The organism is Mycobacterium sp. AZCC_0083, assembly GCF_014202335.1.
In the GTDB taxonomy this organism is placed as follows: Bacteria; Actinomycetota; Actinomycetes; order Mycobacteriales; family Mycobacteriaceae; genus Mycobacterium.
The window spans coordinates 496,635-522,367 of record NZ_JACHGP010000003.1 but is presented as its reverse complement, the minus strand read 5'-3'; the positions used below and the strand labels follow the sequence as shown (position 1 = coordinate 522,367).

Annotated in this window: 22 protein-coding genes; 10 read left to right on the top strand and 12 right to left on the bottom strand. The window is 67.6% G+C overall.

Translation table 11 applies throughout. The features are described from left to right. Nucleotide 1: 1 nt before the first annotated feature. Nucleotides 2-1,888 carry a bifunctional diguanylate cyclase/phosphodiesterase gene (locus HNP02_RS09695; protein WP_184437505.1) on the top strand — a complete coding sequence of 629 codons (1,887 nt, stop codon included), beginning with the start codon at nt 2-4 and terminating at the stop codon, nt 1,886-1,888. Here HNP02_RS09695 and HNP02_RS09690 read toward each other — a convergent pair. The 3 genes from HNP02_RS09690 to HNP02_RS09680 form a co-directional block, all read right to left on the bottom strand. Further along, the gene (locus HNP02_RS09690; RefSeq protein ID WP_184437503.1) at nt 1,885-2,346 is read right to left on the bottom strand and encodes a hypothetical protein; all 462 of its coding nucleotides are present in this window, start codon (nt 2,344-2,346) and stop codon (nt 1,885-1,887) included. The two genes, HNP02_RS09695 and HNP02_RS09690, sit on opposite strands and share 4 nt — an antisense overlap. Nucleotides 2,347-2,483: 137 nt before the next feature. Continuing rightward, nucleotides 2,484-4,979 carry an isoniazid response ATPase/transcriptional regulator IniR gene (iniR, locus tag HNP02_RS09685; protein ID WP_184437502.1) on the bottom strand — a complete coding sequence of 832 codons (2,496 nt, stop codon included), beginning with the start codon at nt 4,977-4,979 and terminating at the stop codon, nt 2,484-2,486. Beyond that, a complete protein-coding gene (locus HNP02_RS09680) occupies nt 4,976-6,835 on the bottom strand; it encodes an Hsp70 family protein (protein ID WP_184437500.1) in 1,860 nt (619 codons plus the stop codon). Before HNP02_RS09680 ends, iniR begins: the two co-directional genes overlap by 4 nt. A gap of 263 nt (nt 6,836-7,098) precedes the next feature. On the opposite strand from HNP02_RS09680, the gene HNP02_RS09675 reads away from it, so the two are divergent. From HNP02_RS09675 to HNP02_RS09655, 5 genes are all read left to right on the top strand, one after another. Next, nucleotides 7,099-7,650 (top strand): IniB N-terminal domain-containing protein, encoded by a 552-nt coding sequence (locus HNP02_RS09675; RefSeq protein WP_184437498.1) that lies wholly within the window; start codon nt 7,099-7,101, stop codon nt 7,648-7,650. A gap of 264 nt (nt 7,651-7,914) precedes the next feature. Continuing rightward, a complete protein-coding gene (locus HNP02_RS09670) occupies nt 7,915-8,916 on the top strand; it encodes an IniB N-terminal domain-containing protein (RefSeq protein WP_184437496.1) in 1,002 nt (333 codons plus the stop codon). A 112-nt stretch (nt 8,917-9,028) separates the two neighbouring features. Further along, complete coding sequence (gene iniA, locus HNP02_RS09665; RefSeq protein WP_184437494.1) at nt 9,029-10,882, top strand: isoniazid-induced dynamin-like GTPase IniA; 1,854 nt, start codon at nt 9,029-9,031, stop codon at nt 10,880-10,882. Nucleotides 10,883-10,915: 33 nt separating this feature from the next. After that, nucleotides 10,916-12,421: a dynamin-like GTPase family protein gene (locus HNP02_RS09660; RefSeq protein ID WP_184437492.1), complete on the top strand. Its 1,506-nt coding sequence runs from the start codon at nt 10,916-10,918 to the stop codon at nt 12,419-12,421. Between the two features lie 41 nt (nt 12,422-12,462). Next, nucleotides 12,463-14,184, top strand: a complete 1,722-nt coding sequence (locus HNP02_RS09655; protein ID WP_184437490.1) for an Hsp70 family protein — start codon at nt 12,463-12,465, stop codon at nt 14,182-14,184. A 22-nt stretch (nt 14,185-14,206) separates the two neighbouring features. On the opposite strand, the gene HNP02_RS09650 is transcribed toward HNP02_RS09655, so the two are convergent. Genes HNP02_RS09650 through HNP02_RS09625 form a run of 6 tightly spaced genes read right to left on the bottom strand, consistent with a single transcriptional unit; the run spans nt 14,207 to nt 18,389 of the window. Then, entirely contained in the window at nt 14,207-14,620 is a 414-nt protein-coding gene (locus tag HNP02_RS09650) for a hypothetical protein (protein ID WP_184437488.1), read from the bottom strand. 40 nt (nt 14,621-14,660) lie between these two features. Beyond that, nucleotides 14,661-15,590, bottom strand: coding sequence for an LLM class F420-dependent oxidoreductase (locus HNP02_RS09645; RefSeq protein ID WP_184437486.1), 930 nt, complete (start codon nt 15,588-15,590; stop codon nt 14,661-14,663). A gap of 24 nt (nt 15,591-15,614) precedes the next feature. Then, entirely contained in the window at nt 15,615-16,238 is a 624-nt protein-coding gene (locus HNP02_RS09640) for a TIGR03085 family metal-binding protein (RefSeq protein WP_184437484.1), read from the bottom strand. Between the two features lie 27 nt (nt 16,239-16,265). After that, on the bottom strand, nt 16,266-16,811 hold the full coding sequence (locus HNP02_RS09635) for a hypothetical protein (RefSeq protein ID WP_184437482.1): 546 nt from the start codon (nt 16,809-16,811) through the stop codon (nt 16,266-16,268). Between the two features lie 31 nt (nt 16,812-16,842). Then, nucleotides 16,843-17,586 carry an MBL fold metallo-hydrolase gene (locus tag HNP02_RS09630; protein WP_184437480.1) on the bottom strand — a complete coding sequence of 248 codons (744 nt, stop codon included), beginning with the start codon at nt 17,584-17,586 and terminating at the stop codon, nt 16,843-16,845. 2 nt (nt 17,587-17,588) lie between these two features. Next, a complete protein-coding gene (locus tag HNP02_RS09625; RefSeq protein ID WP_184437478.1) occupies nt 17,589-18,389 on the bottom strand; it encodes a class II aldolase/adducin family protein in 801 nt (266 codons plus the stop codon). Between the two features lie 124 nt (nt 18,390-18,513). Between HNP02_RS09625 and HNP02_RS09620 the strand changes: the two genes are divergently transcribed. Then, nucleotides 18,514-19,965, top strand: coding sequence for an LLM class flavin-dependent oxidoreductase (locus tag HNP02_RS09620; protein ID WP_184437477.1), 1,452 nt, complete (start codon nt 18,514-18,516; stop codon nt 19,963-19,965). 104 nt (nt 19,966-20,069) lie between these two features. Here HNP02_RS09620 and HNP02_RS09615 read toward each other — a convergent pair whose 3' ends face one another. The 3 genes from HNP02_RS09615 to HNP02_RS09605 are packed head-to-tail and all read right to left on the bottom strand — an operon-like array spanning nt 20,070 to nt 22,789. After that, nucleotides 20,070-20,978: a MetQ/NlpA family ABC transporter substrate-binding protein gene (locus tag HNP02_RS09615; RefSeq protein WP_184437476.1), complete on the bottom strand. Its 909-nt coding sequence runs from the start codon at nt 20,976-20,978 to the stop codon at nt 20,070-20,072. Nucleotides 20,979-20,993: 15 nt separating this feature from the next. Then, a complete protein-coding gene (locus HNP02_RS09610) occupies nt 20,994-21,764 on the bottom strand; it encodes a methionine ABC transporter permease (RefSeq protein ID WP_184437475.1) in 771 nt (256 codons plus the stop codon). Further along, on the bottom strand, nt 21,761-22,789 hold the full coding sequence (locus HNP02_RS09605) for a methionine ABC transporter ATP-binding protein (protein ID WP_184437812.1): 1,029 nt from the start codon (nt 22,787-22,789) through the stop codon (nt 21,761-21,763). Before HNP02_RS09605 ends, HNP02_RS09610 begins: the two co-directional genes overlap by 4 nt. A 155-nt stretch (nt 22,790-22,944) precedes the next feature. Between HNP02_RS09605 and HNP02_RS09600 the strand changes: the two genes are divergently transcribed. From HNP02_RS09600 to HNP02_RS09590, 3 genes are read left to right on the top strand one after another with little or no spacing between them, the layout of a single operon-like run. Beyond that, nucleotides 22,945-23,856 carry a MetQ/NlpA family ABC transporter substrate-binding protein gene (locus HNP02_RS09600; RefSeq protein ID WP_184437474.1) on the top strand — a complete coding sequence of 304 codons (912 nt, stop codon included), beginning with the start codon at nt 22,945-22,947 and terminating at the stop codon, nt 23,854-23,856. Continuing rightward, entirely contained in the window at nt 23,853-25,214 is a 1,362-nt protein-coding gene (locus HNP02_RS09595; protein ID WP_309241486.1) for an LLM class flavin-dependent oxidoreductase, read from the top strand. The genes HNP02_RS09600 and HNP02_RS09595 overlap by 4 nt, the downstream gene beginning before the upstream one ends. A gap of 51 nt (nt 25,215-25,265) precedes the next feature. Continuing rightward, nucleotides 25,266-25,685 carry a hypothetical protein gene (locus tag HNP02_RS09590; protein ID WP_184437473.1) on the top strand — a complete coding sequence of 140 codons (420 nt, stop codon included), beginning with the start codon at nt 25,266-25,268 and terminating at the stop codon, nt 25,683-25,685. The last annotated feature ends 48 nt before the right edge of the window (nt 25,686-25,733 follow it).

Sequence of the window (25,733 nt, the reverse complement as noted above, 5' to 3'; positions counted from 1 at the left end):
CATGCCGCGCAGCCTCGAAGAGGTCGTCACCAAGGTCGCGTCAGAACTGATGGCGGCGAACGTCGACACCGCGATCGCGATCAGTGAGCACGTGCTGACCGACCTGGCCGATTATCTCGTACTCGACACTTGCTTCCTGCGTCACAACGATCATGAGCTCCATGCCACCAAGCTGATCGCAGAGGGGCCGGTACGGGCGTACGTTCCCGACCCCGACCCCATCGGAGTGGTGTACTTCGCCGACGCAGATCCGGTCTTCGCGGCGGCCGAACACCTCAAGGCGCCCCTGGTGATCCGGCCGGAGCCGGCGACCGACGGATACCAGCGCCGCATCGAAGAGGGCACTACCGTCCCGTCGATCTCGCTGGCGTGCGTGCCACTGCTCTCAGGCGACGTCACCACGGGTGTACTGGGTTTCGTCAAGTTCGGTGACCGTGAATGGACCGTCGACGAACTGAACGCGTTGCAGATGATCGCAACCCTGTTCGCGCAGTTGCAGGCGCGCATCTTCGCTGAGAACCGGCTCAAGTACCTGGCGGAGCACGACGACCTGACCGGTCTCTACAGTCGCAGGGCACTGATCGCCCACCTTGAACGCCGCCTCGCGGCCGGTCAGCCGGGTCCGGTTGCGGCGCTGTTCCTCGACCTGGACCGGCTCAAGGCCATCAACGACTTCCTCGGCCATCACGCGGGGGATCGGTTCATCGCGTTCTTTGCAGGCCGACTGCGCGAACCCGTCGGCGAGCCCGATCTGATCGCACGACTTGGTGGCGACGAATTCATGGTCATCCCCGCCGCACCGATGGGGCTGGCCGAGGCCGAGTCCTACGCCCACAGGGTGCAGGCGGGTCTGCGCGGGCGGGTCACGATCAACGACGAGATCCTGAACCGCACCGTCAGCATCGGCGTGGCGGTGGGTGTTCCCGGTCGCGACGCTGCGTCGGATCTGATGCGCCAAGTCGACCAGGCGCTGATGTCGGCCAAGAGTGCCGGCGGTGACGCCGTCGCCGTGTTCACCGAAGACCTGGCCCTGAAGAGCGAGTTCCGCAACGACATCGAGTTGCACTTGCGCGGCGGAATCGAAAGCGGCGGTTTGGTTCTGCACTACCTACCCGAGGTCGACCTGCGGACCGGGGCGGTGGTGGCGACCGAGGCGCTGGTCCGCTGGAATCATCCGACGCGGGGACTGCTCCTACCCGACTCGTTCATCGCCGTCGCCGAATCCACCAACCTCGCAGGCGAACTGGGACGGCTCGTGCTGAAGATGGCGTGCGCGCAGTTGAGCAGATGGCGGTTAGCCGGGCTGGCCAAGGACATCGTGTTGCGCGTCAACGTGTCACCCGTGCAACTCGTCGCGGAGGGATTCGTCGACAGCGTCGCCCGCACCATCGACGAGTTCGGCCTCGACCCGGGTTCGGTGTGCCTTGAGATCACCGAGAGCGTTGTCGTCAAGGACATCGAGGCGGCCCGCGTCACGCTCGCGGGGCTGAAGGCCGTCGGGGTGAAGGTGGCCGTCGATGACTTCGGCACCGGGCACAGCGTGCTGACCCACCTGAAGTCACTCCCGGTCGACACCATCAAGATCGACCGCAGCTTCGTCAGCGAGCTCGGCAACAACGCAGGGGACTTGGCGATCGCGCGCGCGATCGTCGCCCTGGCCGACGCCTTCGAGTTGGAGGTGGTGGCCGAAGGCGTCGAAACCGAGGAAGCCGCCAGAACGCTGCTGAGCCTGGGTTGCGTTCGCGCACAGGGTTTCTTGCTGTCACACCCGCTCGACGGAACCGCGATGGGAGACCTACTCGCGCGAGGGTTCATCCCGTTCTCGCTGGGTGGGCCCGATGACACACTTGCGGTCAACGGCGAGCGACCCGTGGCGGATCGCTCCTAACCGCGCTTGTGGGCGGCGAGCAGGAACGCGGGCAGCTTCACCCGGCCACGCGGGTCCACCTCGAAATCGTGGGCAGGCAGGTTCGGCACGTCGGGCAGCTGGACGGAGACGAACGCCGGGTTGATGGAATCGATGTCCGAATGAGCCGAAACCGCTTGCTGCAGTTCGTCCTTGGTCACCAGGTTCGGCACGGGGAACGGCGAGTCGGCCGGTAGCGCGTCGGTCGTGAAGACTAGCATGTACAGCGACGCGCCCGGTGCGGCGCTGCGGTGAATCACGCGAAGGTACTCATCGCGCGCCTCGAGTGGTAGCGAGTGAAACAGCGTGCGGTCCAGCACCGTGTTCAACGTTGCGTCGTAAGCCAGCTTGGTGACGTCGCGCTCGAGGAACTCGACCGTACCGAGCCCACGCTCCGCGGTGGACCCGCGAAGATCTCGTTGCGATAGGCCGCATCCCAATCCATCACGTCAGGCATGTGAATGGACACTACCTGTGACCGCCGCGGTGTGCGGAGCCGCTCATATTGCGTTGAGGGCTGTGCGGGTCGCGGATTCACGACCGTGGACGCAATCTCGACGCCGGCGGCGGGGATCGCTCAGGCCGGTGAGCCCAGGATCGCCCGCAGCATCGACAGCAGATCGGACCGCGATTCGGCGCCCAACCGGCGGCGGATCCTCGCGACGTGGTGCTCGACGGTCTTGGCCGAGATGAAGAGTTGGCTACCGATGTCGCGGTAGGGCAGACCCTGCAGCAGCAGTTCGGCGACCTCGCGCTCCCGGTCGGACAGCCGCGACGATGGCGGCATCGACGATCCTGGCTGACGCGTCGAGGCCACCGCGGCCGGTACGTCGACGTCGTCCTGACCCGTCGTGGCGAGCTTGAGGTCGCGGGCCAACTGCAGCATCGCCCCCGAGATCCGCCCGTCGGGGGTGTGCAGGGCAGCCTGACTGGCCAGCCGCGTCGCATCCCAGCCCAGCCCGTACTGCGCCAACGCCCGCGCGGCGACGGTCACCTCATCGACGTCGACGTGGTTGGCGAGCACCCGCAGCCACGTGCGTCCCGCGATGGCCAGCGCCTTCGCGAACGCGCTGTGACCGGCGGCCGCGGTCAGCGCCTGACCGTGCGGTGCCACATCCTCCGGCGAGTTCGCCAGGATGCCCGCATGCACGCCCGACCAATGCAGCGGCAACGACCACAACAACGGATTGCCAAGGGCGCCCAGCAGATTGAACGCCTCGTCGATGGTGTGCTGCAACCGGTCGACCTGTCGGAGCCGGGCGGCCGAAACCCACAGCTCGCCCAGCGGTAGCAGCGAGTACAGATCCAGCGAGTACTCGGTCAGCACCTCCATCGCGGTGTACCAATGCTTCTGCACCAACCCACTGTCACCGCCGCGCCTGGCGATGGCGGTCTCCAGGGCCGCGGCCCACAGCGCATCCCTGCGGTGCAGCTCGGCCCCGGTGCTCGCCATCGTGACGTCGGCGGCCGCCGCGGCCAGTTGCCCCTCCTGCATCCGGACCCACCCGAGCAGCAGTCGATGCCGGGGTGCGACGAAGCCCTCGTCGTCACCTGCGGCGCGGACCGCGCGGGCGATGACGCTGCGGGCGCGGACGGGGTCGCCGCCGTGCAACGCCGCCAGTGTCACCAGTGCGGCCGGCGTGTCGGGGGAGACGCCGATAGCCGACTGATCGGTCGTAATCGACTGGGCCAGACGGGCAATCGCGGTCGGATACGGCGAGTCGAGAGTCTGGATCAGGCCCTCCGCCAGACTGCGTGCGGCGCGTGCGGTCGAGGTCGGCGGCCCCGCATTCTCGATGTCGACCGCCGTGCGTGCCGCTGCGGCGTCACCGACACCGACGGCGACGATCGCCCCTGCCGCGCCGACGACGGCGTCGGGGTAGGAGCCCAGCCAGCGAAACAGCTCGGCGGCCTGTGCCGCGCCGCCGTCGTGCGCCGAAACGCTGGCCGCGATCCGCACCGCGGCGGCCCGCTCCGCCGGGTCCTCGGAGGTCAGGAGTTCGTCGGCCAGCCGTCCAGCAGTGCCACAGTCTCCAGTCAGAGCAAGCGAATCGGCGAGTCGCGCGGTCAGAGCGGTCGCGCCGACTTCGGTGGCTGCGCGGTAGAGCCGGGCGGACCGCCCCGGATGGCCCTGATTACGTGCGGCGAGGTCGGTGAGCGCATCGGCGAGTTGGGGATGACGCATACCATGGTCGGCCAGCTTGAGTGCGAGATCCATTGACAGCGTGGACTTCTCGACCTGTGTGCGGAGTAGTGCAACCTCGATGTCGTAGTGCCGGGTCGCGCCGATGATCTGCGACAGACACTCGTGCAGCGAACCAAGGAAGGTCTGGCTGTGCGACGGCGCGATGAGGCCACTGGCCCGCGCCCGGTCCACCAGCGTGTGGGCGCGCTCGACGTCGGTGCGCAGCGCGGCGGCGACGTCGTCGGGCCCGAGCTCGGGATTGAGCGATGACACCAACAGCGTGTCGAGGACCGCCTCATCGACGCGGCGCAACCGTTCGATGAGGGCTACGCGGGCCGCCTGAGCGACCGCTCCCGCCTGCGAGTCGCCATCCGGCGATCCGAGCGCCGCGACGGCCGGGCGCACCAGGAAGGGCAGCCCCGCCGTCGTCGACATCACCGCCCGAACGAGCTCGACAGGCGGTGGCGCACCGAGGGTCTCGGCAAGCGATCGGTTCACCTCGGCGGGCGCCAACGCGCCAAGCGTCACGACGGGGTTCTGCCGCGCCAGCGCGGTGGACAGCGCCGCAAGCGCCGGATGATGTGCAAGCGGTTCGGCCGCGATCACCACCGTGGTGACGGGATCGCTTACCAGGTCGGCCAATTCGTCGAGATCGGACCCACCGAGGAGGTGTGCGTCATCGATGACGACCGCGGCGCCGGCCGGATCGCCATCCCGCGGTGGTCGCGCGATCACGGTGATGCCCGCATCCCGCAGCGCCGAGCGGATGTCACCGAGCGCAGACGTCTTCCCCGTGCCGATCCCTCCGGACACCAGCACCTTGGCTGGTTCTCCCGGCTTCGTCGGATCCCGAGCCGTCAACGCCGCGACGACGTCATGCACGGTCACGGACTGACGGGCACCACTTCGGCTACCGGCACCGACGGAACCGATGCCGCCGAAGACGGTAGGGACGCCGGCGCCGTCTGCCCGGTAATCATCGCCTGCGACGTGGGCGGCGGCACGACCGTCGTGGTGGTGATGGTGACGGGCACCGTCGTTGTCGTGGTGGTCGTCGTCGGCGTGGTGGTGGTGGTGGTGGTCGTCGTCGTAGTCGTGGTGGTGGTGGTGGTGGTGGTGGTCGTCGTCGTCGTTGTCGTCGTGGTGGGCGAGGTGGTGGTCGTCGTGCTGGTCGGTGAATCCGAGTTCGACGCCGTGGTGGTGGTGGTGGTGGTGGCCGACCCTCCGGTGTTCTGTTGGGTCGACGACGACGCCGGGACCACCGTCGTGGTGATCAAGCCGTCGGATCCGGTCTTGGTGAGCGTGACGTTCTCGGTGACCGGGGTGGACGGGCTGTCCGAGCTGGTGAGCGTGACGGCGGCGTACCCGCCGATGGACAGCAGGACCGCCGCCGCGGCAGCGCCGAACAGGATGGGCGGCCGCTTGTACCAGGGCAGTGGCTCGTTGTCGGGGCGATCGTCCTCTTCCTCGTGGGCGAACGCGACCTCTGGGCGAGCGTCGGTGGGACCGACGTACTCGGACTGGTACTCCGCGCCTGCGTAGGGCACCGGCTCACCACCGCCGGGCTGATCCTGCGACCACGCCAGCTGGTTGGCGAGCGCCGTCGCATCCTGCGGCGGCGCGTCCTGCGGCGGCGGTTGTGCGCCCGCGACCCAACCCATCGTCGGGGTAAGGCCCGTCGGTGCGTCGGCGACCGGCCCCATGCCGGTGGGAGCCTCTGCGGCGAAACCCGTTGCGGCGGCGGCCGTCGCGCCCGCGGCGATGACGAGCTGCGGCTGGGGAGTGGTCACCACCGGAGCCCGCAACCGCTCCGAAAGGCTCTGCGTGACAAGCGGTACCGCGGCGCCGCCACCGACGGTCGCCACCGCGGTGATGCTCGCCATCGGAATGCGGTGACGCTGCAACGTGTCGTCGACCGCGGCGACCAGACCCGCGAGCGGTTGTTCGATGAGCCTTTCCAGTTCGGCCCTGGTGACCCGGAAGTCCGAGGCGAAGCCGGGCATTTCGACGGGGATGACCGTCGCGGCGTCGGCAGAGAGCCGTTCCTTGGCCTGCCTGCATTGGTCGCGAAGGTGGGTCAGCGATCCGACCGCCGCCGTTGCCGCGGGGTCGGCGCTCCGGGCGTCGGCAATGCCCGCGACGACGTGGTTGAGCAGTGACTGGTCGATCAGGTCACCGGAGAAGTCGACCGAACGGACCGTCTCGCCGATGATCGCCAGACCCGCGGCGGCGTCGGCCAGGGTGATGCTCGTGCCGCTTGCGCCGAAGTCGCACAACACCACAACGCCCTCGTTCGGCAGCCCCGGCGCCGCACGCAGGCCTGCAAGCGCGGCCCCCGAATCGGGGATCAGGATGGGCGGAACACCGCCGGGCGACAGACCGGGCTTGGCGCGCAATGCGCTGCGCAGCGCTCCGACCGCTCCGGGTCCCCAGTGCGCGGGCACGGCGATCGTGACGGGCGAGCCGCCGCCGACGGCACGGGCCAAGCCGTCGAGCGCCTCGACGAGGACGATCTCGCCACGATGCGACGAGCCGTCCGAGGCGACCAGGGGCACTGGATCGCCAACGCGCTCGACGAATCCGGTCAACACCAGACGCGGCGGGTTCGGACCGGCGTAATCGCCAACCTCCGGACCGCGGTCGTTGAACAGCGTCAGCACCGACCGACGTGTGAGCGGGGGGTTATTGCCCGGGGCCGCCACCAGATTGGTGGTCCCGACGGACAACCCCAGTGCGTCGCTCATTGACACCCACATCCCATGCTCGTATCGGATACTGCGAATTGGACCGCATTGGGTCGAGAAGGCAAGTGCTCACCTTAACCGCCCGTGGTGGGCCGCACCGGCATTCCCCCTAACGGCGTGTATCCCCTAATGGACTATCCCCTAACGGCGTCCTCACGGGGGTGGGCTCGACACCGATCTCGTCGGCGTCCTGCGTCGATACCATTCAAGTCGAACCAAAGACGCTTCATCCACGTATCGCCGATTCGAAAGGGAGGTGTGTCATGGCAAACTCGCTCCTCGACTTCGTCATGTCGGTCGTGCGTGATCCCGACGCGGCCGCTCACTATGCGGCGAACCCCGCTCAGGCCATTGCCGACGCGAATCTCACCGACGTCACCAGTGCTGACGTCAACCATCTGATCCCCGTCGTCGCCGAGTCGCTGTCCGCGGCCGTGCCATCGACGGGGTTCGACTCGTTCGACACCGATGCCGGAAGCAACGTGTGGGCCAGCGGTGCGGCAACGGCCGCGTTCGACGCGTTCGGCGACCATCTGCCGCTGCAGGGCGTCGACGACGCGCACACCATCGCGACCGACGTCGTGGACACCCATGACGATCTGTTGACGACCGGTATCGACGGCGGTGACGACCCGTCAGGGGACGGCGCCGTGCCTGCGGTCGCCCTTGCCGACGATCCGTCGTTGCATTTCGATGGCCCCGTCATCGACGACGCACCCGTGCCGGACGACGGCCCGCAGGACGATTGGGGCCATGCGGTGGTCGACGATCACCTCCCGCAGCACGACGACCCGGGATTCGACATCTTCAGTTAGCTCCGAGCTCTGCATCGATGAACAGCGCGGCCCGACACGGGCCGCGCTGTTATCGTATCTGTGCAGGTAGAACCCGAATTTTGCCCATGCCCCAAGTCATCCCCTAACCCCCTAATGGGGGATCCCCCTATACCCCTGCATCGGGGGGTGGAGTGAGGGGCGTCGGCCCCGTTTCACCGGGGTTCGCGGGTCCATAACGTAGTCATCAGTTCGCCGGACACTCCAGCGACAGACTCAAGAACCAGACAACCGAAAGGCACTCCGATGACCACTCTGCTCGACTACATCCTCGACCTGTTCCGTAGCCCGGACGTGGCAGCGTCCTTCGTCCAGGACCCGGAAGGCGCCATGCGTGACGCCGGCCTGCCGAACGTCAGCGCGGCGCAGTTCGCCTCCGTGGCAGCCACCGCGGCTCCTGCGGGTCTCGCCCTCGGCGGCGGCGATCCGGTACACGGCCTGCAGCGCGCAGTGTCCGACTACCACAGCATCGCCTCGCCGTTCTCCCCGCAGACGACGTTCGCGCCGCAGACCCAGACCGACTTCGCCAGCCACAACGCCACTCAGGTCGCCAGCAACAACGACTTCATGAGCCCGGATCAGGCGGCAGGGGCCAACGCCCAGAACGGCGCCTTCAACCTGGGCTTCGGCGACATCACGTTCGGTGACAAGACCACCAACACCGCCACCGATGGCGGCGTGGTGAACACCGGCAACGCCGGCGACATCGACACCACCAACGTCGAGGGCGACGGGAACGTCGTCGGTGACGACAACAACGCCAACACCGGCGTCATCGAGGCAGGCGACCATTCGCCGGTCATCGTCGGCGAAGGCAACGACACCGAGGTCTCGGACAGCTCGCAGCACTCCGGTGGCGACATCATCACCGGCAACGAGGGCAACATCATCAAGGACAACGACATGTCCGGCGGACACGGCGGCAGCGCCAGCTCCAGCGGTGGTGGCGGCCTGCTCGGCATCGGCAACGACTCCGAGGCCAACGCCGGCGGCGGCGGTGGCGGCGGGTCGATCATCCTGACCGACGCCTCCTCGCACGACAGCAGCACCACCGTCGGTGGCGATCAGACCACGGTCAATGCGGGTCACGACGTGTCCGGCGGTGTCGACGCCAGCCACGACGACAACTCGGTCGACAACTCCGACAACTCGACGCACGACAGCCACGACGACAACTCGACGCACGACAGCCACGACGCCACCGTCGAGACGCACGTCGACGTCAGCAACGACGTGGGCCTGTTCTAGTCCGAGACAACCGAATAACACCAACTGGCGGGGACTCCCTCTGATCGGGGTGGTCCCCGCCAGTTCGCGCGCCTACCGTTGAGACAACCCAGCGGGAAGAAGAAGGACGGAAATGACGCAACCGAACGATCCCCGCAAGGTCAAGGTCATCGTCGAGTTGATCGACCACAGCACCAAGATCGCGGCCACCTACGATCGCGGCGACCTGGTGGAACGCCTCGGCAAGGCCAAGGAGCGGATCTCCGACCCGCAGATCCGGGTGGTGATCGCAGGCCAGCTCAAGCAGGGCAAGAGTCAGCTGCTGAACTCGCTGCTGAACGTGCCCGTCGCCCGCGTCGGCGACGACGAGACCACGGCGCTGGCCACGGTCGTGTCCTACGGCGAGAAGGCATCGGCGCGGCTGATCGTGTCGCGGGGCGACGGCGCCGAGCCCGAGGTCATCGAGATCCCGCCGAGTGAGGTGCAGACCGATCTGCGGCGCGCACCCCAGGCCGGTGGCCGCGAGGTGCTGCGCGTCGAGATCACCGCGCCAAGCCCGTTATTGAAGAACGGCCTCGCATTCGTCGACACCCCAGGGGTCGGCGGTCACGGCCAACCGCACCTCTCGTCGACCCTGGGCCTGCTGCCCGACGCCGACGCGATGCTGATGATCAGCGATACCAGCCAGGAGTTCACCGAACCGGAGATGATCTTCATCCGGCAGGCGCTCGAAATCTGCCCGCTGGCAACCATTCTGGCGACCAAGACCGATCTCTACCCGCACTGGCGCGAGATCGTCGCGGCCAATCAGGCGCATCTGCAGCGGGTGGGCGTGAGTGTTCCGGTCACTCCAGTTTCTTCGGTACTGCGCAGCCACGCCATCCAGATGAACGACAAGGAACTCAACGAGGAGTCGAACTTCCCCGCCATCGTCAAGTTCCTCAGCGAGAAGGTGCTGTCAAGGGAGAACGACCGGGTACGCGACCAGGTGCTTGCCGAAGTGCGTTCCGCCGCCGAGCATTTGACCCTCGCCGTCACCACTGAGCTTTCGGCGATCAACGACCCCGAGGCCCGTGACCGGCTGACCGCCGACCTGGAGCGGCGCAAGCAGGAAGCCATGGATGCGCTCGCGCAGACCGCGCTGTGGCAGCAGGTGCTCAACGACGGCATCACCGACCTGACCGCCGACGTGGACCACGACCTGCGGGGCCGGTTCCGGGCGATCACCCAGCACACCGAGAAGGTCATCGACGGATGCGACCCGACGCAACACTGGGCCGAGATCGGCGCCGAACTCGAGAACGCTATCGCCACCGCCGTCGGCGACAACTTCGTCTGGGCCTACCAGCGTGCGGGGGCACTCGCCGAAGAGGTGGCGCACAATTTCCAGGAAGCAGGCATCGACGCCGTCGACATGCCCCAGATCGACGCGCGGGAGATGGGCGCGGGCTTCGGTGAGATGAAGTCCGTGGCCAAACTGGAGGCCAAGCCGATCGGTAAGGGCCACAAGGTGGTTACCGGCATGCGCGGGTCCTACGGCGGCGTGCTGATGTTCGGCATGATCACGTCCTTCGCGGGGCTTGGCATGTTCAACCCGCTGTCGCTCGGCGCCGGTCTGGTGATGGGCCGCAAGGCCTACAAGGAGGACATGGAGAACCGGATGGCGCGGGTGCGCAACGAGGCCAAGGGCAACATGCGCCGCTTCGTCGACGACGTCTCCTTCATCGTCAGCAAGGAGTCGCGCGACCGGCTCAAGGGGATTCAACGCCAGCTGCGTGACCACTACCGTGGCATCGCCAACCAGACCACCCGCTCACTGAACGAATCGCTGCAGGCCTCGCTCGCTGCGGCGAAACTCGAGGAGAACGAACGCGCCACGCGGGTCAAGGAACTCGAGCGTCAACTCAACATCCTGCGCCAGGTCACCGAGCACGCCGTGAACCTGTCGCCCCAGCCGGAAGCCCAGCCGGAGCCCGTCGCCAGGTGACCTCGCAGCCGTAGTGCTTAAGCTGGTTACCCGATGAGCACCAGCGATCGAGTGCGCGGGATCCTCGGGGGGACCATTCAGGCCTACCGTGGTGATCCGGCGTACCGCGAACGTCCCGACGTGCACAACGAACTGGAGTGGATCGGCAAGCGGCTGAACCAGCCCATCCGGATCGCCCTGGCGGGCACGCTGAAGGCGGGCAAGTCGACGCTGGTCAACGCGCTCGTCGGCGAGGACATCGCGCCCACCGACGCCACCGAGGCCACCCGCATCGTGACGTGGTTCCGCAACGGGCCCACCCCCAAGGTGACGGCGAATCACCGCGGCGGGCGCCGCTCCAACGTGCCCATCGCCAGGGATCCCGGCGACCGGGCGTTGACGTTCGACTTCGCCAGCCTCGACCCCGAGGACGTCGTCGACCTCGACGTCGAGTGGCCCGCCGCCGAGCTGATCGACACCACGATCATCGACACCCCCGGCACGTCGTCGCTGTCCCGCGACGTCTCCGAGCGCACGCTGCGGCTGCTCGTCCCCGAAGACGGCGTGCCTCGGGTCGACGCGGTGGTGTTCCTGCTGCGCACGCTGAACGCGGCAGACATCGCGCTGCTCAAGCAGATCGGCACCCTCGTCGGCGGCTCGGCCGGTGCGCTCGGCGTCATCGGGGTGGCATCGCGGGCCGACGAGATCGGCGCGGGCCGGATCGACGCGATGCTGTCGGCCAAGGACGTCGCCACCAGATTCACCGCAGAGATGGACAAGACCGGCATCTGCCAGGCTGTCGTCCCGGTATCGGGCCTGCTTGCGCTGACCGCGCGCACGTTGCGGCAGAGCGAGTTCGTCGCGCTGGAGAAACTCGCAGGGGTGGACGCCGCCGAGCTCACCAAGGCGATGCTCTCGGTCGACCGTTTCGTCCGCGAGGACAGTACGGAAGGCCCGGCACTGCCGGTCGACGCCGCCACCCGCACCGCGCTGCTTGACCGGTTCGGCATGTTCGGCATCAGGATCTCGATCGCGGTGCTGCGGGCGGGCATCAGCGACTCGGTGGCTCTGGCCGACGAGCTGCTGGAACGCAGCGGCCTGATCGCCCTGCGCGACGTGATCGACCAGCAGTTCGCGCAGCGCTCCGACCTGCTCAAGGCCCACACGGCGCTGCTGTCGCTGCGCCGCTTCGTCGAGGCCAATCCGATCTACGCCACGCCCTACATCCTGGCCGACATCGATCCGCTGCTCGCCGACACCCACGCGTTCGAGGAACTGCGGCTGTTGAGCCAGTTGCGTTCGCGGGCAACGACGTTGAATGACGACGAGATCACCTCGTTGAGGCGCATCATCGGCGGCTCCGGCACCGACGCGGCCAGCAGGCTGGGCCTGCAGCCCGACGCGCCCTACGACGGGCCCCGAGCGGCGTTCGCGGCGGCGCAGCGCTGGCGGCGCAGGGCCGACCACCCGCTCAACGATCCGTTCACCACACGTGCCTGCCGGGCCGCGGTGCGCAGCGCGGAGGCGATGGTGGCCGATTACGCCGCCCGGGGTCGCTGACGCCGGCTAACGATTCGGGTCCGTTCGACGACATACCGGACATGCGTGATTGTGTGGGGTTGTCGGTCGGCGCGACGAATCTGGTTGCCGCCCGCGCCGACGGCGGCGCGACCGTCCGGCAGGCGGCGGTGACCTGGCGTGGCACCGTCCTGACCGGCTTCGTCGAGCGATTCGGCGACCCGGTGCCGATCGTCGCCGCCGACGGTTCGGCGCACCCCGCCGACCGTCTGGTGGTCGAGGCACTGGCCGACCTCAGCCGCGCTCACGGCCGCACCGGTGCGACGTGTGTGGCGGTGCCTGCGCACTGGGGAGCAACCCTCGTCGATCGAATGCGCGCGCTGCTTCCCGATGCGATGGTGACGTCCGACGCCGTCGCCGCACTGACGGCGCTGCGCACCCACCCCGGATTGCCCGCCCGAGGCATCGTCGCCCTGTGCGACTTCGGGGCCACCGGGACGACGATCACCCTCGCCGACGCGGGGGAAGACTTCCGCGCCATCGGCCAAGCCGTCCGCTACGACGACTTCTCCGGCGACCTGGTCGACCGCGCATTGTTGACCCATCTGCTCGCCGGACTGGACGTCGACCCGTCGAGCACGTCGGCGGTCGCATCGCTCACGTCGTTCCGGGACGGCGTTCGAAACACCAAGGAGCGGTTGTCGTTTCAGACCGCAGTGGGATTGCGAGGGCCGCGGCCGGGTACGACGCTGCGGCTCACCCGCGCGGAGCTGGAGTCGGTGGTGCGCGAACCGTTGGATGGCGTGCTCGCCGCACTCGACGACACGCTGCGGCGCAACGGCATCTGGCACGCGGACCTCGCCGCCATCGCGACGGTCGGCGGTGGGGCACGCATGCCCCTTGTCACGCAACGCCTTTCCGAAGCGCTCCGGATGCCGGTGACCACCACGGCCCACCCTCAAACCGTCGCGGCGATAGGCGCAGCGATGCTGGGTGGTCGCGAACCCGAAACCGCAACCCGACTCGTAGTGGCACCGAGGATCGGGGTGGTGCCGGCCGCTGTCGTGCCGCAGGTCGCGCAACCCGTCGTCGCGTCGTTGGCGTGGTCAGAGTCACCCATTGAGGTTGGCCTGGAGCGGGATTCGTTCGACGACACTGGCAATGCCCGGCCCGAGGTGGTGTTCGATCACGCCATCGACGAGGCGGAATCGCTGCCACCCCTGCGCTGGTATCAACGGCCCGCACTGCTCTTCGCGGCGGCCGCCTGCGCTGCGGTGGTCGCCGCGGTCGGTCTGGTGGTCACGACGGACACCAAGTCCGCGAACGCCGCGTCGCCTATGCCGACCGTCAGCGCGACGCCGACGATGTCCGACGCTCGGGTTCCTGCGGCCGCGGCTGGCGCCGATGCCGTCGCGCCGCCGGTCGTCACGGAGACGGTCATCGAGGGCGGCAGGCCCAACGTCCGCTACACCCAGGCGCCACCGCCACGACAGGCGCCGGCACCGGCCCCGGCGCCGCAGGATCCGCCGCCCGCGCCGGTGACGACGACGCCCACCACCACGACCACGGAGACCACGACGCCCACGACCACGGAGACCACGCCGACGTCGACCCCTACTTCGACCCCTACTTCGACGCCGACCTCGACTTCGACATCCACTTCGACGTCGACGTCGACGACCACCTCAACATCGACCAGTCCGCCGCCGCCACCCGTGGAGCCGCCACCCCTACCGCCACTGGAGTTGCCATTGCCGCTGCCGGTGGGACCGCCGTCATCAACAGCGCCGCCGGTCATCCCCTAGGCCGATGTTTCGCCCGTGACACCTACGGTTGCGGATACAGCGTGCGCGTCTCGTTCAGTCGTGGCCGGCTCCGACTGGTGGTCGAGCCGTTGTCGGTATCTCGGGTCCGCGGAGGTATGCCACGGGTCGTGGACGTGTCCGTGCTCGAGGTGGTCGTCTCGTCGCCGTTGATGTCGGTGGTCACCGGCGGGCTGGTGCTGGTGACGGTCTCGGTCGTGGTGGTTGGCGACGTGGAGCTCGTTCTGCTCGAGAAGGTCGGCTCGTCGATGTAGTACTGGGGCGCCTGATCGGGTGTGTTGAATTCACTCGCGATGTAGGAACCCAGGAGGTAGACGATGCCGATGACGAGCAGGCCGACGATGCTCGCGCCGACCACGGTGGACGTGCGCTGGTGCCACGGCGGGCCCTGAGGGTCGTCGTCGCGGTCATCGGTCACGGGGACTGATAGTAGCCGCGGGCCCCGCTCCCTGGACTGATCAGCTGAACTGGCCGACTACCTCGGCGAACAGCTCCAGGTGGTCCAGATCCGACATGTCGAGCACCTGCAGGTACACCCGCTGCACGCCTGCGTCCGCGAACGGGGTCAACCGGTCGACGATCTCGTCGGGCGTGCCGACCAACGGCGAGTTGCTGCGCAGTTCGTCCACCTCGCGCCCGATGGCGGCCGCGCGGCGCGCGATCTCGGACTCGTCGCGCCCTGCACACACCACGAACGCCGCCGAATAGGTAAGCGAGTCCGCGGCCCGGCCAGCATCGGCCAACGCCGCCGCCACCCGGCCGTACTGCGTCTTCAGCTCGTCGAGCGACGCGAACGGCATGTTGAACTCGGAGGCGAACTTCGCGGTCAGCGCAGGCGTGCGCTTGGCGCCGCTGCCACCGATGACGATCGGCGGCAGTGGGGTCTGGACCGGCTTGGGCAGCGCTGGCGAATCCACGATGGAGTAGTGGGTGCCGAAGTAATCGAACGTCTCGCCGATGGCCGTGGTCCACAGGCCCGTGATGATGTCGAGCTGCTCGGACAGCCTGTCGAAGCGTTCGCCAAGCGGGGGGAACGGAATCGCGTACGCCTTGTGTTCGCTTTCGAACCAACCGGCGCCAAGTCCCAATTCGACACGGCCGCCGCTCATTTCGTCGACCTGGGCGACCGAGATCGCCAGCGGCCCAGGGTAGCGGAAGGTGGCCGAGGTGACCATGGTGCCGAGCCGGATCGTCGACGTCTCACGGGCGATGCCACCGAGCGTCACCCAGGAGTCGGTCGGTCCTGGCAGCCCGTCGCCACTCATCGCCACGAAGTGATCGGACCGGAAGAACGCTGAGTAGCCCAGCGACTCCGCTGCTCGGGCGACGGCCAGTTGATCGCCGTAGGTGGCGCCTTGTTGGGGTTCGACGAATACGCGGAAGTCCATGCCCGACAGCCTAGATGTGGAGTCTTACAGTCCGCTGCGGCCGTCGTGTACCGCACGTACGGCGTCGTCGTCGCCGGTGAACGTCACCCGCGCCTCGTCGCGCCCGGACACGAACATCAGGAGTTCCCCCGGCTCGCCGGTGACCACCACGGTGGGCCCGCGTCCGACGGTGGCCAGCGTCTTGCCCTCGGGGGTGCGCAACGACAGATGGGCAGGCACCTTCGACAGCGCCATCCGCGCCATCAACGGCACCTGTCGCGCCAGCGCCGCGGTGGTGCCTGCGACGAGTTCGCGCGGCTCCCATCCGCTGACGGCGCGGCGTACGTCCTCGTGGTGGATGAACATCTCGGCGACGTTCACCACCGCGTCGAGGAGTTTGAAGGGGGACAGGGTCGGCGGTCCCGACGCGATCTTGTCGAGCAGCGCGTCCCAGTCGGTCTCCGAGGCGACCTGGTTCTGCACTCTGGCGGTGTAGTCGGCGAGCGCGGGGATCAGGATGCCCGGCGCGGTGTCGAGTCGGCCCTCCCGTACCACCAAGTGGGCGGCCAGATCGCGGGTCGTCCAGTCGCCGCACAAGGTGGGATGTTCGGGTCCCACCTCGCGCATGGTGGTGACGAGTAGGGCGCGTTCCTGCTGGGCAACGCTCATGGAGTCATTCCTGTCTTCGTGTGACGCTCAAAAGACTTCGACGCCGCTGGTGCTGAGGAACATGCCATGCCCGGTGCCGTCGTCGGTGAAACGTGTGCCGTCCTCGCCAGCGACGATCGTCCAGCCCTGCGCGGAGTAGGTGCGGTAGTCGAGGGTCTCGACGGGGATGTCGCCGAGGTTGCCGCTGATCCACTCGACCTTGCCGGCCGCGGTCAGCCGAATCCCATTGGCAGGAAAGCCGTTGACTTCCGGTGCATTCGTGAACGCGGACTCGCAGTCGACTTCCTCGGTGTTGATCTGGCAGCGGGTCTTGCCCGACTTCGTCTCGATGAACACGTAACCGTTCTGCGGCGCCAGCACGTCGCCGGGACCGGGGGCGGCGGTCGGCGTCGCCGATGGCCGGGCGCTGGTGGTCGGTGGCGGGGTGGACGACCGGCTGGGCCGCGACGTGGGGAAGTTGGGTTCGGTCGGAGATCCGGTGCTGGCCTTCGGGTTGCCCTCGACCGTGGACTGGCAGCCCACCAGGAGTGCGCCCGCTGCCAGCGCGCATGCGGCGATCCGTCGTGCCCTCATCGCGTCCAAGGCTACGCAGCCGGGCACCGAGTTACGGCAATGGCGCACCTTGCATCGCGGAGTATCCGTCCGACAGCGCCCGCAGTTGTGCAGCACCGTCGCCGGAGTAGGACGCGCCGTGCATGATCGCCAGCGTGGTCGGGTTCAAGGCCGCCAGCTGCTCGAGCGTCGGCGCCAGGTTCTCGGTCAGCCCGGTGGCGTGGAAGAACCGTTCGGCCGCAAGAGCCGGTCCGACGACGTCGGTGTCGGTGATCGCAGGGCACCGACCGACGTGGGTGAACAGGTCCCCGGCCAGAAGGGTCGACGTGGTCTGGTCGAACCACAGTCCGGCCTCCCAGTTGTGCGGGACGTGCGGGGTGGCGATGAAGCGGAGCCGGTGCCCACCGGTGTCGAGGGGGTCGTCCCCTGCGGCGACGGGCGGCCGGTCGCACATGTCGTTCAGCGACAGCATGCAGGCCAGCGGACCGTGTACTACCTGAGCGTCGGGCGCGGCGTCGAGCAGTAGATTCATCGCGCCGCATTCGTCGGCCTCCACGTGCCCGAAGGAGATCCAGCGCAGCGTCTCCATCGGAATGACTCGCGCAATGGCAGCGGAGACCTGTGGGAAGAGGAAGCGCTGGCCGCAGTGGAAGAGGAACGGTTCCTCGCCGGTCAGCAGGAACTGGTTGAACGTGAAGCCGTTCTCGGTGATGTCGGGGATCCAGGTGGAGAACCGGTAGACGCCGTCGGCGATCTCGTCGACTTTTGTGTCGAATCCAGCTTCCGGTCCCGTCATGTTTACTCGAAGAGGTCCGGCTGCTCGCGGGTGATGCGGTCGAACAGCGGTTGGAAACTGAACCAGCCGGCGAAGTGCGTGCCGACCTGCCCGGCGGTGTGCTTGGCCATCTCGGGCTCGATCAGGACGGGTGTGCCTGCGGCTTCGGCCATGAGCTGCGCGTGGCAGGACCGCTCCATGGTGATGAACCACCACGCCGCCTCTTCGACCGAATGGCCGACGGTGAGCAGACCGTGGTTGCGCAGGATCGCCGCCTTGTGGTCGCCGAGGGAGTGCGCGATGCGCTTGCCCTCCTCGAGGTCGAGGACGACGCCGGAGTACGCGTCGAACAACGAATGGTCGTCGTAGAAGGCGCAGGCGTCCTGCGTGATCGGGTCGAGCAGCCGGGCCAGCGTCGACCAGGTCTTGCCGTACACCGAGTGGGAATGCGCGGCACCGATGACGTCGGGTCGCGCCGCGTGCACCTGCGAGTGGATCGCGAAGGCTGCCTGGTTGAGCGGCCGGTCGCCGTGCACGATCGTGCCGTCGTGGCGCACCAGCAGCAGATCGCTGACCCGGATGTGCCCGAAGTGCATGCCGAACGGGTTGACCCAGAAGTGGTCGAGCAGTTCGGGGTCGCGCGCGGTGATGTGCCCGGCGACGCCCTCGTCGAAGCCGAACCGACTGAACAGGCGGAACGCGGCCGCCAGGTTCTGTTTACGGTGCAGGCGTTCCTCTTCGATGGTGCGGTCCTCGCGCGGGAGCAATGCCGCGGTGTTTCCACCTGCGAGTCGTTGGGCCTGTTCGGCGTGGTCGTCCGCCATGGATGTGCTCCTAGCCCGGCAGCTTCGCCGATGGTTCGAGCATACGTCCGCCGCCTGGCACGACAATTCAATCCGGCTGAACACAACCGGTGACGGTTCCGCGCACATACGGCAGCTTGGCCAGGTGACCCGTGTGATTCGCTTCAATGCCTTCGACATGAACTGCGTTGCCCACCAGTCCCCAGGGCTCTGGAAGCACCCGGACGACCAGTCCTGGCGCTACAAGGACCTGACGTACTGGACCGAGCTCGCCAAGCTGCTGGAACGCGGGCGGTTCGACGGCCTGTTCATCGCCGACGTGCTCGGCACCTACGACGTGTACGGCGCCAGCGACGAAGCCGCCATCCGGCAGGCCGCGCAGATCCCGGTGGGCGACCCGTTGCTGCTGGTGTCGGCGATGGCGCTGGTGACCAGCGACCTCGGGTTCGGCATCACGACCGGAACGGGTTTCGAGCATCCCTATCCGTTCGCGCGCCGGATCTCGACGTTGGATCACCTGACCAACGGCCGCATCGGCTGGAACGTCGTGACCGGCTATCTGCCGGCCGCCGCCCGCAACATGGGTCAAACCGACCAGCCCGCCCACGACGCACGCTACGACCACGCCGACGAGTACCTCGAGGTGCTCTACAAGTTGTGGGAAGGGTCGTGGGAGGACGACGCGGTGGTGCGCGACCGCGAGCGCGGCATCTTCACCGATCCCGACAAGGTGCACCACATCGGACACAGCGGGAAGCACTTCAGCGTGCCCGGCGTGCACCTGGCCGAGCCGTCGCTGCAGCGCACCCCGGTGATCTATCAGGCGGGTTCGTCACCGCGCGGCGTCCGCTTCGCCGCCGAGAACGCGGAGGCCATCTTCACCGCCGCGCCGACGAAGGCGATTCTGCGCGAGACGGTTTCGACGATCCGGCGCGAACTCGAGCTGGCAGGTCGCGACCCGTACTCGGCGAAGATCTTCAACCTGTCGACGGTCGTCACCGCGGCGACCGACGAAGAGGCGTACGCCAAGCACGCCGAACTGCTGTCCTACGGCGACCCGGAGGGCGCGTTGGTGTTCATGTCGGGGTGGATGGGCGTCGACCTCGCTCAGTACGGTCTCGACGAGCCGATCGGCAACGTCGACTCGAACGCAATCCTGTCCGCCGTCAAGGCATTTCAGTCGGCCGACCCCGACGGGCGCGAGTGGGCCGTGCGCGACATCGCCGAGTGGGGCGAGATCGGTGGCATGGGTCCGCGGATCGTCGGCTCCGGTGCCAGTGTGGCCGACACGCTGCAGGAGTGGGTCGAGGAGACCGACGTCGACGGCTTCAACCTCGCGTACGCGATCACGCCGGGATCGTTCTCCGACGTCGTCGAGTACGTGGTGCCCGTGCTGACCGAGCGCGGGGCCTACCAGGAGTCGTACGCGCCGGGTTCATTGCGCAACAAGCTTCTCGGCAACGGCGACCGGTTGCCCGACGAGCACCGCGGCGCGCGGTACCGGGTGGGTGGTCCCGACTCGACGATCATCGATCGTCCGTCCACGCTGCCCTCGTCGTCGGCGTCGGTGGCATCGCAGCCCGCCCGCGGCCGGTAGCCTCCCTCGTCCCTTGCGCGAGCAGCACAAACTGCCCTGAATCGGCCTGATTCAGGGCAGTTTGCTGGAGCCGCGCTTGCGCGGACTGCTCGGCAGGGGGCGGCCTACTGGATCGGCAGCAGGATGTCCTTCACGCTCGGATCGGTGGCCAGATACTGCTGGACCGCCGGATCCTTGAACGTCTCGACGAGTCGCTTGATGTTGTCGGTGTCCGCCCACTTGCTGCCGATGGTGAGCTGGCCTGCGAACTCGTCGGGCGCGGGCGGTGCGAAGATCTGCTGGCTCAGCGGGACCTTCGCGGCCAGGTAGTACTCGGTATATCCCACCGCGGCGTCGAGATCGGGCAGCGAGCGGGACTGGGCGGCGAAGTCGAGCAGCGTGAACTTCAGGTGCTTCGGGTTGCCGACGATGTCCTTCTGCGTTGCCTGCCACTTGTCGGCGGCGGGGTTCAGCGTGATCAACCCCGCGCGCTCGAGCAGCCACAGCCCCTGAGCCTCGTTCGCCGGGTCGGAGTATAGCGAGACGTTCGCGCCGTCGGGCAGCTGGGACGGGTCACTGTACTTGTCCGACCAGATGCCGAAACCCCAACGGAAGACCGGGGTTGCCGCCGTCTCGCGGAAGTCGGGATTGGCTTCGAGTACCTGGCCAAGCCACAGCTTGTGCTGGTACACCGTCCCAGCCACCTCGCCGTCGCTGACGGCGCGGTTGATGGTGTTGCTGTCGGCGAGGCCCCGGAAGGCGACCTTGATGCCGTGCCGGGGGGCAACCTCGCGGGCGATGTACTCGATCAGTGACTGTTCGGCACTGTTGCCCTCGTTGGTGGCGACTACCAGCGTCGCTCCCGCTATTTCGTTGGGGGACTTGGTATCACCGAAGAAGAAGAATCGGACGCCGACCACTGCGGCGATGACCACGACGAGTCCGACGACGAGCCAGATCCACTTGGGCCTGCGTTTGAGTTCGAAACCGTGGTCGTTGGTCTCGTCGACCGGGGTGGTGGGAGTGGTTGTCATGTTGAACCTTTCGGGTTAGACGGCGGCCGCGCCGGGGGCGAGCGAAGCGACGGGGGAATTGCGGCGGCGCAATGGACGGACGGCGCCGGAACGGAGCCTGCGGTGTGGGGTGGTCAGACGGACAAGGGCATCGCCGGTGAGCTGAACGGCCGCGACCGTGACCACCAGGATCACGATGGTGGCCAGCATCACGCCCTGGTCGAATCGCTGGTAGCCGTAAGTGACGGCGACGTAGCCGATTCCGCCCGCACCGATGGTGCCCGCGATGGCCGAGTACTCGATCATCGCGATGATGTTGATGGTCAAGCCGCCGATGATCGACGGGACGGCCTCGCTCAGTTGGGCGGTGCGGATGATCTGCAGCCGCGACCCGCCCGATGCGCGGGCCACCTGTACGACGGCGGGCGGCACCGAGCGCAGCGAGTTCTCCACGATCCGGGTGAAGAACGCGATGCCGGCGAGTGACATCGGCACCACCGCTGCGGCGATGCCGATGTTGGTGCCGGTGATGAACCGGGTGAACGGCATGATCGATGCCATCAGGATGAGGAACGGCAGGGACCGTCCGATGCTGATGATCCAGCTCAACGTCGTGTGCAGGGCCGGGTTCTCGAATAGGCCGCCCGGCGCCAGATTGTGTACCAGGGCGCCCAGTGGGACGCCGACGGCCACCACGATGGCCATGACGATGCCGACCATGATGAGGGTGTCCAGCAGCGCCGGGAACAGCAGGCCGGGCAGTTCGTTGGCCGGGACCTTCGCGTTCGCGAGCAACGTCTCGGTCATGCCACGCCCTCCAATTCGGAGTTCAATTCCGCGGCTAGCACGTTGTTTTCTTCAGTGCTGGCAGCCAGGCCGTACCTGCCGAGGACGTCGCGCACGCGATCGCCCAGCTGGGCTGGGACGCCCAACGTGAAACCGCCGACGCTGACACCAGCGACCATCTGAACCGACGCACCGAGCACCGACAGCGGGACGCCCAGCTCCTGCGAAGCCCGGCCCACCCAGTCCGCCGGCACGTCGGGAGCGTCGTAAACGACCCGCCAGATCTGTTGTCCGGCAGCAGGTTTGGCGTCGACCCGTTGAGGTCGCAGCTCCGAGCCGAGCGACGAATGGGGGTCGGTGAGCAGGTCGACGAGGCGGCCGGATTCGGCGAGGCTGCCATGGTCGAGCCGGGCGACCGAGTCGGCGATCTTGAGCACGGTGTCCATCTCGTGGGTGATGAACACGATGGACAGGTTGAGGTCGTCACGCAGTTCCCGCAGCAGGTCGACCACCGAGTCGGTGGTCGTGGGATCCAGTCCCGCCGTCGCCTCGTCGGACAGCAGCACCGATGGTCGCAGCGCCAGGGCACGGGCGATGCCGACCCGCTGGCGTTGGCCACCGGAGAGCTGGAAGGGATAGTGCCCGGCATGTTGGGCCAGGCCGACCCGATCCAGGAGTTCGGCGACGCGCTTGCGGGCCTCGGCCGCGGTCACTCCGAGGTATTCGAGGGGCAGAGCGACGTTCTCGGCGGCCGTGCGCCGTTCCAGCAGCCCGGCGGACTGGAAGACGGTGCCGATGCGCCTGCGCGCGACGCGCAGTTTGCGTGCCGACAAGGTGGTGAGGTCTTCGCCGTTCACCACGACCGATCCCGACGTCGGTGGCGTCAGCAGGTTGATGCACTGCGCGAGCGTGCTCTTGCCTGCCCCGCTCGGACCGACGACGGCGAGGATCTCGCCGGCGTCGACGCTGAACGTGACCTTGTCGAGGACCACGGTGCGCTGGTCGCCGTGACCATAGGCCTTGGTGAGGTTCGTCAGTTCGATCACCGGCGAATGCTCCCAGAACGGGTTGCGGGGAAACACCTTTGCGATCATCACGAGTACAGGGTCAGGCGGGTTGACGCCAGGCTGATCGAAAACCTGTCCGGCAGATCGGTCGTGACCCACACTTCGGCACAATCCCCAACCGAAGGCATTCTCAGATGAGCATCGATGAAGCAGCGCCAGACACCGGCACGCACGGCTTCACCATCGCCAAGCGGCGCTGGTGGCCCTACCTCGTCGTAGCCTTGGTCGTAATCGGCGCGCTCGCAGCCTATTTCGTGTTCTTCCGAGGCGGTGGCACGAAGTCGGCCAACGAGACGGCGGGCGCCACGCTGCAGGTGGTCTACCTCGACTCCAACCCGGCCGAGAAGCGAATCATCGACTACATCGGGGAGAACATCGCCTCGGACTACGACGTGAAGGTCGCGTCCGTCGGCCTCGGCGACAGCACCCAGATCAACAGCGCCATCAGCGACGGCCGGTATGCAGGCACGATCTTCCAGCATCGGCACTGGTTGCAGCAGGTACTCGACGCGAACCCCGGCTTCAAGGAGCAGGCAGCGACCGGCCCGTTCTTCCACTGGGTGTTCGGCATCTGGTCCGACAAGTACAAGACGCCGCAGGAGATCCCGGACGGCGCCAGCGTGTCCCTGCTCGCCGACCCCGCCAACAACGCCCAGGGGATCTGGTATCTCGCGCAAGCCGGGCTGATCACGCTGAAGCCCGACGCCGACGTCACCGCCCTCACCCAGAGCGACATTGCGTCCAACCCGAAGAACCTGAAGTTCACCTTGCTCGACTTCGGGGCCCAGCCCAGAGCACTGCCGGACCTCGACGCGATCGTCGGCTATGCCGAATCCTTCTTTGCGGCAGGTGTTTCCGAGGACAAGCTGATCTACGCGCCGAAGTCGCCTGACGAGTTCGCCTCCGTACTGACCGTCGGCAGCAACTACGTCGACGCCCCCAACGTGAAGAATCTCATCAAGGCGTTCAACGACCCGCGGGTGCAGACGTTCATCGCTCAGGATCCCGAGGTGCGCAAACTCGCGTTGCCTGGGCGGCCGACGTGACGCCGTCGGCGCGGCAGCTGCACCTCGGGGTCAACGTCCTGTCCGACGGCATGCACCCGGCGGCGTGGCAGCACCCGAGCGCCGACCCGCACTGGTTCACCGACCCGGCGTACTGGATCGACGTGGCCCGCACCGCGGAACGCGGCACCTTGGATGCGCTCTTCCTCGCGGACAGCCCGTCGCTGTTCCAGGAGCCCGGCCAGCCGCTGGTCGCACCGCCGCTGGCACTCGACCCGATCGTGCTGCTGTCCACGCTGGCGTCGGTGACCACGCACCTCGGATTGATCGGGACGGTGTCGACGTCGTTCGAGGAGCCCTACAACGTGGCCCGCCGGTTCGCGTCGCTGGACCACCTCAGCCGCGGCCGCGTGGCGTGGAACGTGGTGACCAGTAGCGACCCGTTCGCGTGGAACAACTTCGGCCAGAACGGTCGCCCGTCCGAACAGCCGAACCGGCGGGAACGGTACAGCCGCGCAGCCGAATTCATCGACGTGGTGCGGGCGCTGTGGGATTCGTGGGACGACGACGCCGTGCTGGCGGACAAGTCCACCGGCGCGTTCAGCAAGGTGGGTGCGATCGGCACCATCGACCACCGCGGCGAGTACTTCCGCGTCGATGGACCGCTGACACTGCCGCGCTCACCGCAAGGCCATCCCGTGCTGTTCCAGGCAGGCGGCTCGGCGGGCGGTCTCGACCTGGCGGCACGCTACGCGGACGGGGTGTTCGCCGCGCAGGCGTCGCTGCCCGACGCGTTGCGCAACGCCGACGATCTGCGGGCCAGGACGGTGGCATACGGCAGGCCGCGCAACGCCATTCGGATCATGCCCGGCCTGTCGTTCGTGCTGGGCAGCACGGAGGAAGAGGCGCAGCGGCGCAACCGCGAGCTCAATGACCTGGCGGGTGAGCGCAGGCTTGCACACCTGGCCGGTCAGATCAGCGTGGACGCCTCGGAACTCGAGTGGGACAAGCCGTTGCCGAACTGGCTGCTCGACGGCGCCGAGGCCACGGGCGGTTCGCAGGGCGCGCGCGACATCGTGGTCAACCTGGCCCGGAGGGACAACCTGACCGTCCGGCAGATCCTGGACCGGGTGATCACCTGGCACCGGCTGGTGGTGGGCTCGCCCGAGCGGATCGCCGACGCCATCGAGGAGTGGTTCCTGGCTGGGGCGGTAGACGGCTTCAACTTGATGCCCGACGTGTTCCCGTCCGGTCTGGAACTCTTCGTCGACCACGTGATCCCGATCCTGCGTGACCGCGGACTGTTCCGTCGCGAGTACACCCACACCACCTTGCGTGGGCATCTGGGTCTGGAACGGGTGCCGGACCGGCGCTCGCGGCTGGCGTCGCGGGCAGGCTAGTGGGCAGACCGGTTATTGCAAACGACATTCATTATCAGTACGGTGGTGCTGGTGTTCGTGTCTGATGGCCTTGACCGGATTCGCTGCGGGACGATCGAACTCAGCGTGCCATTGCGCGATGGCGTCATTCAGGTGGCCGCCCGAGGCGGTGGCGATACCGAGATCGGCAGGATCCGGGTGGCCAAGGGGCGGGAAACGGTCACCGTGATCCGGGTCGACGGCAAGCCCATCCAGGTAGACATCACCACTGATCAGACGTGCACGACCACGACGAGAGTCTTCTGTGAACCGGTGCGCGAGTTGCGGTTCAGGCGATCGCACGATGCTGAGGGGCAGCCGAGTTGGTGCGCCGAAGGGGAGGACGTGCTGTTCTTGCACCAGCAGAGTGTGAAGCAGTTCGCCGACACGATTGCGACCTTCGCAGTGCGGAAGCAAGACGCGGGTCAGTTGACCGAACCGATCCTCGTGTAACCCGTCCTCCTATTCTTCTGGCCGAGACCTGGGTACCCAAGGAACGGA

What these genes read in the sequence shown, in the direction of transcription:
- HNP02_RS09695 (WP_184437505.1), top strand. Translation starts at nt 2, where the DNA reads ATGCCGCGCAGCCTCGAAGAGGTCGTCACCAAGGTCGCGTCAGAACTG.
- HNP02_RS09680 (WP_184437500.1), bottom strand. Translation starts at nt 6,835, where the DNA reads ATGAGCGACGCACTGGGGTTGTCCGTCGGGACCACCAATCTGGTGGCG.
- HNP02_RS09675 (WP_184437498.1), top strand. Translation starts at nt 7,099, where the DNA reads ATGGCAAACTCGCTCCTCGACTTCGTCATGTCGGTCGTGCGTGATCCC.
- HNP02_RS09670 (WP_184437496.1), top strand. Translation starts at nt 7,915, where the DNA reads ATGACCACTCTGCTCGACTACATCCTCGACCTGTTCCGTAGCCCGGAC.
- iniA (WP_184437494.1), top strand. Translation starts at nt 9,029, where the DNA reads ATGACGCAACCGAACGATCCCCGCAAGGTCAAGGTCATCGTCGAGTTG.
- HNP02_RS09660 (WP_184437492.1), top strand. Translation starts at nt 10,916, where the DNA reads ATGAGCACCAGCGATCGAGTGCGCGGGATCCTCGGGGGGACCATTCAG.
- HNP02_RS09655 (WP_184437490.1), top strand. Translation starts at nt 12,463, where the DNA reads ATGCGTGATTGTGTGGGGTTGTCGGTCGGCGCGACGAATCTGGTTGCC.
- HNP02_RS09645 (WP_184437486.1), bottom strand. Translation starts at nt 15,590, where the DNA reads ATGGACTTCCGCGTATTCGTCGAACCCCAACAAGGCGCCACCTACGGC.
- HNP02_RS09640 (WP_184437484.1), bottom strand. Translation starts at nt 16,238, where the DNA reads ATGAGCGTTGCCCAGCAGGAACGCGCCCTACTCGTCACCACCATGCGC.
- HNP02_RS09635 (WP_184437482.1), bottom strand. Translation starts at nt 16,811, where the DNA reads ATGAGGGCACGACGGATCGCCGCATGCGCGCTGGCAGCGGGCGCACTC.
- HNP02_RS09630 (WP_184437480.1), bottom strand. Translation starts at nt 17,586, where the DNA reads ATGACGGGACCGGAAGCTGGATTCGACACAAAAGTCGACGAGATCGCC.
- HNP02_RS09625 (WP_184437478.1), bottom strand. Translation starts at nt 18,389, where the DNA reads ATGGCGGACGACCACGCCGAACAGGCCCAACGACTCGCAGGTGGAAAC.
- HNP02_RS09615 (WP_184437476.1), bottom strand. Translation starts at nt 20,978, where the DNA reads ATGACAACCACTCCCACCACCCCGGTCGACGAGACCAACGACCACGGT.
- HNP02_RS09610 (WP_184437475.1), bottom strand. Translation starts at nt 21,764, where the DNA reads ATGACCGAGACGTTGCTCGCGAACGCGAAGGTCCCGGCCAACGAACTG.
- HNP02_RS09600 (WP_184437474.1), top strand. Translation starts at nt 22,945, where the DNA reads ATGAGCATCGATGAAGCAGCGCCAGACACCGGCACGCACGGCTTCACC.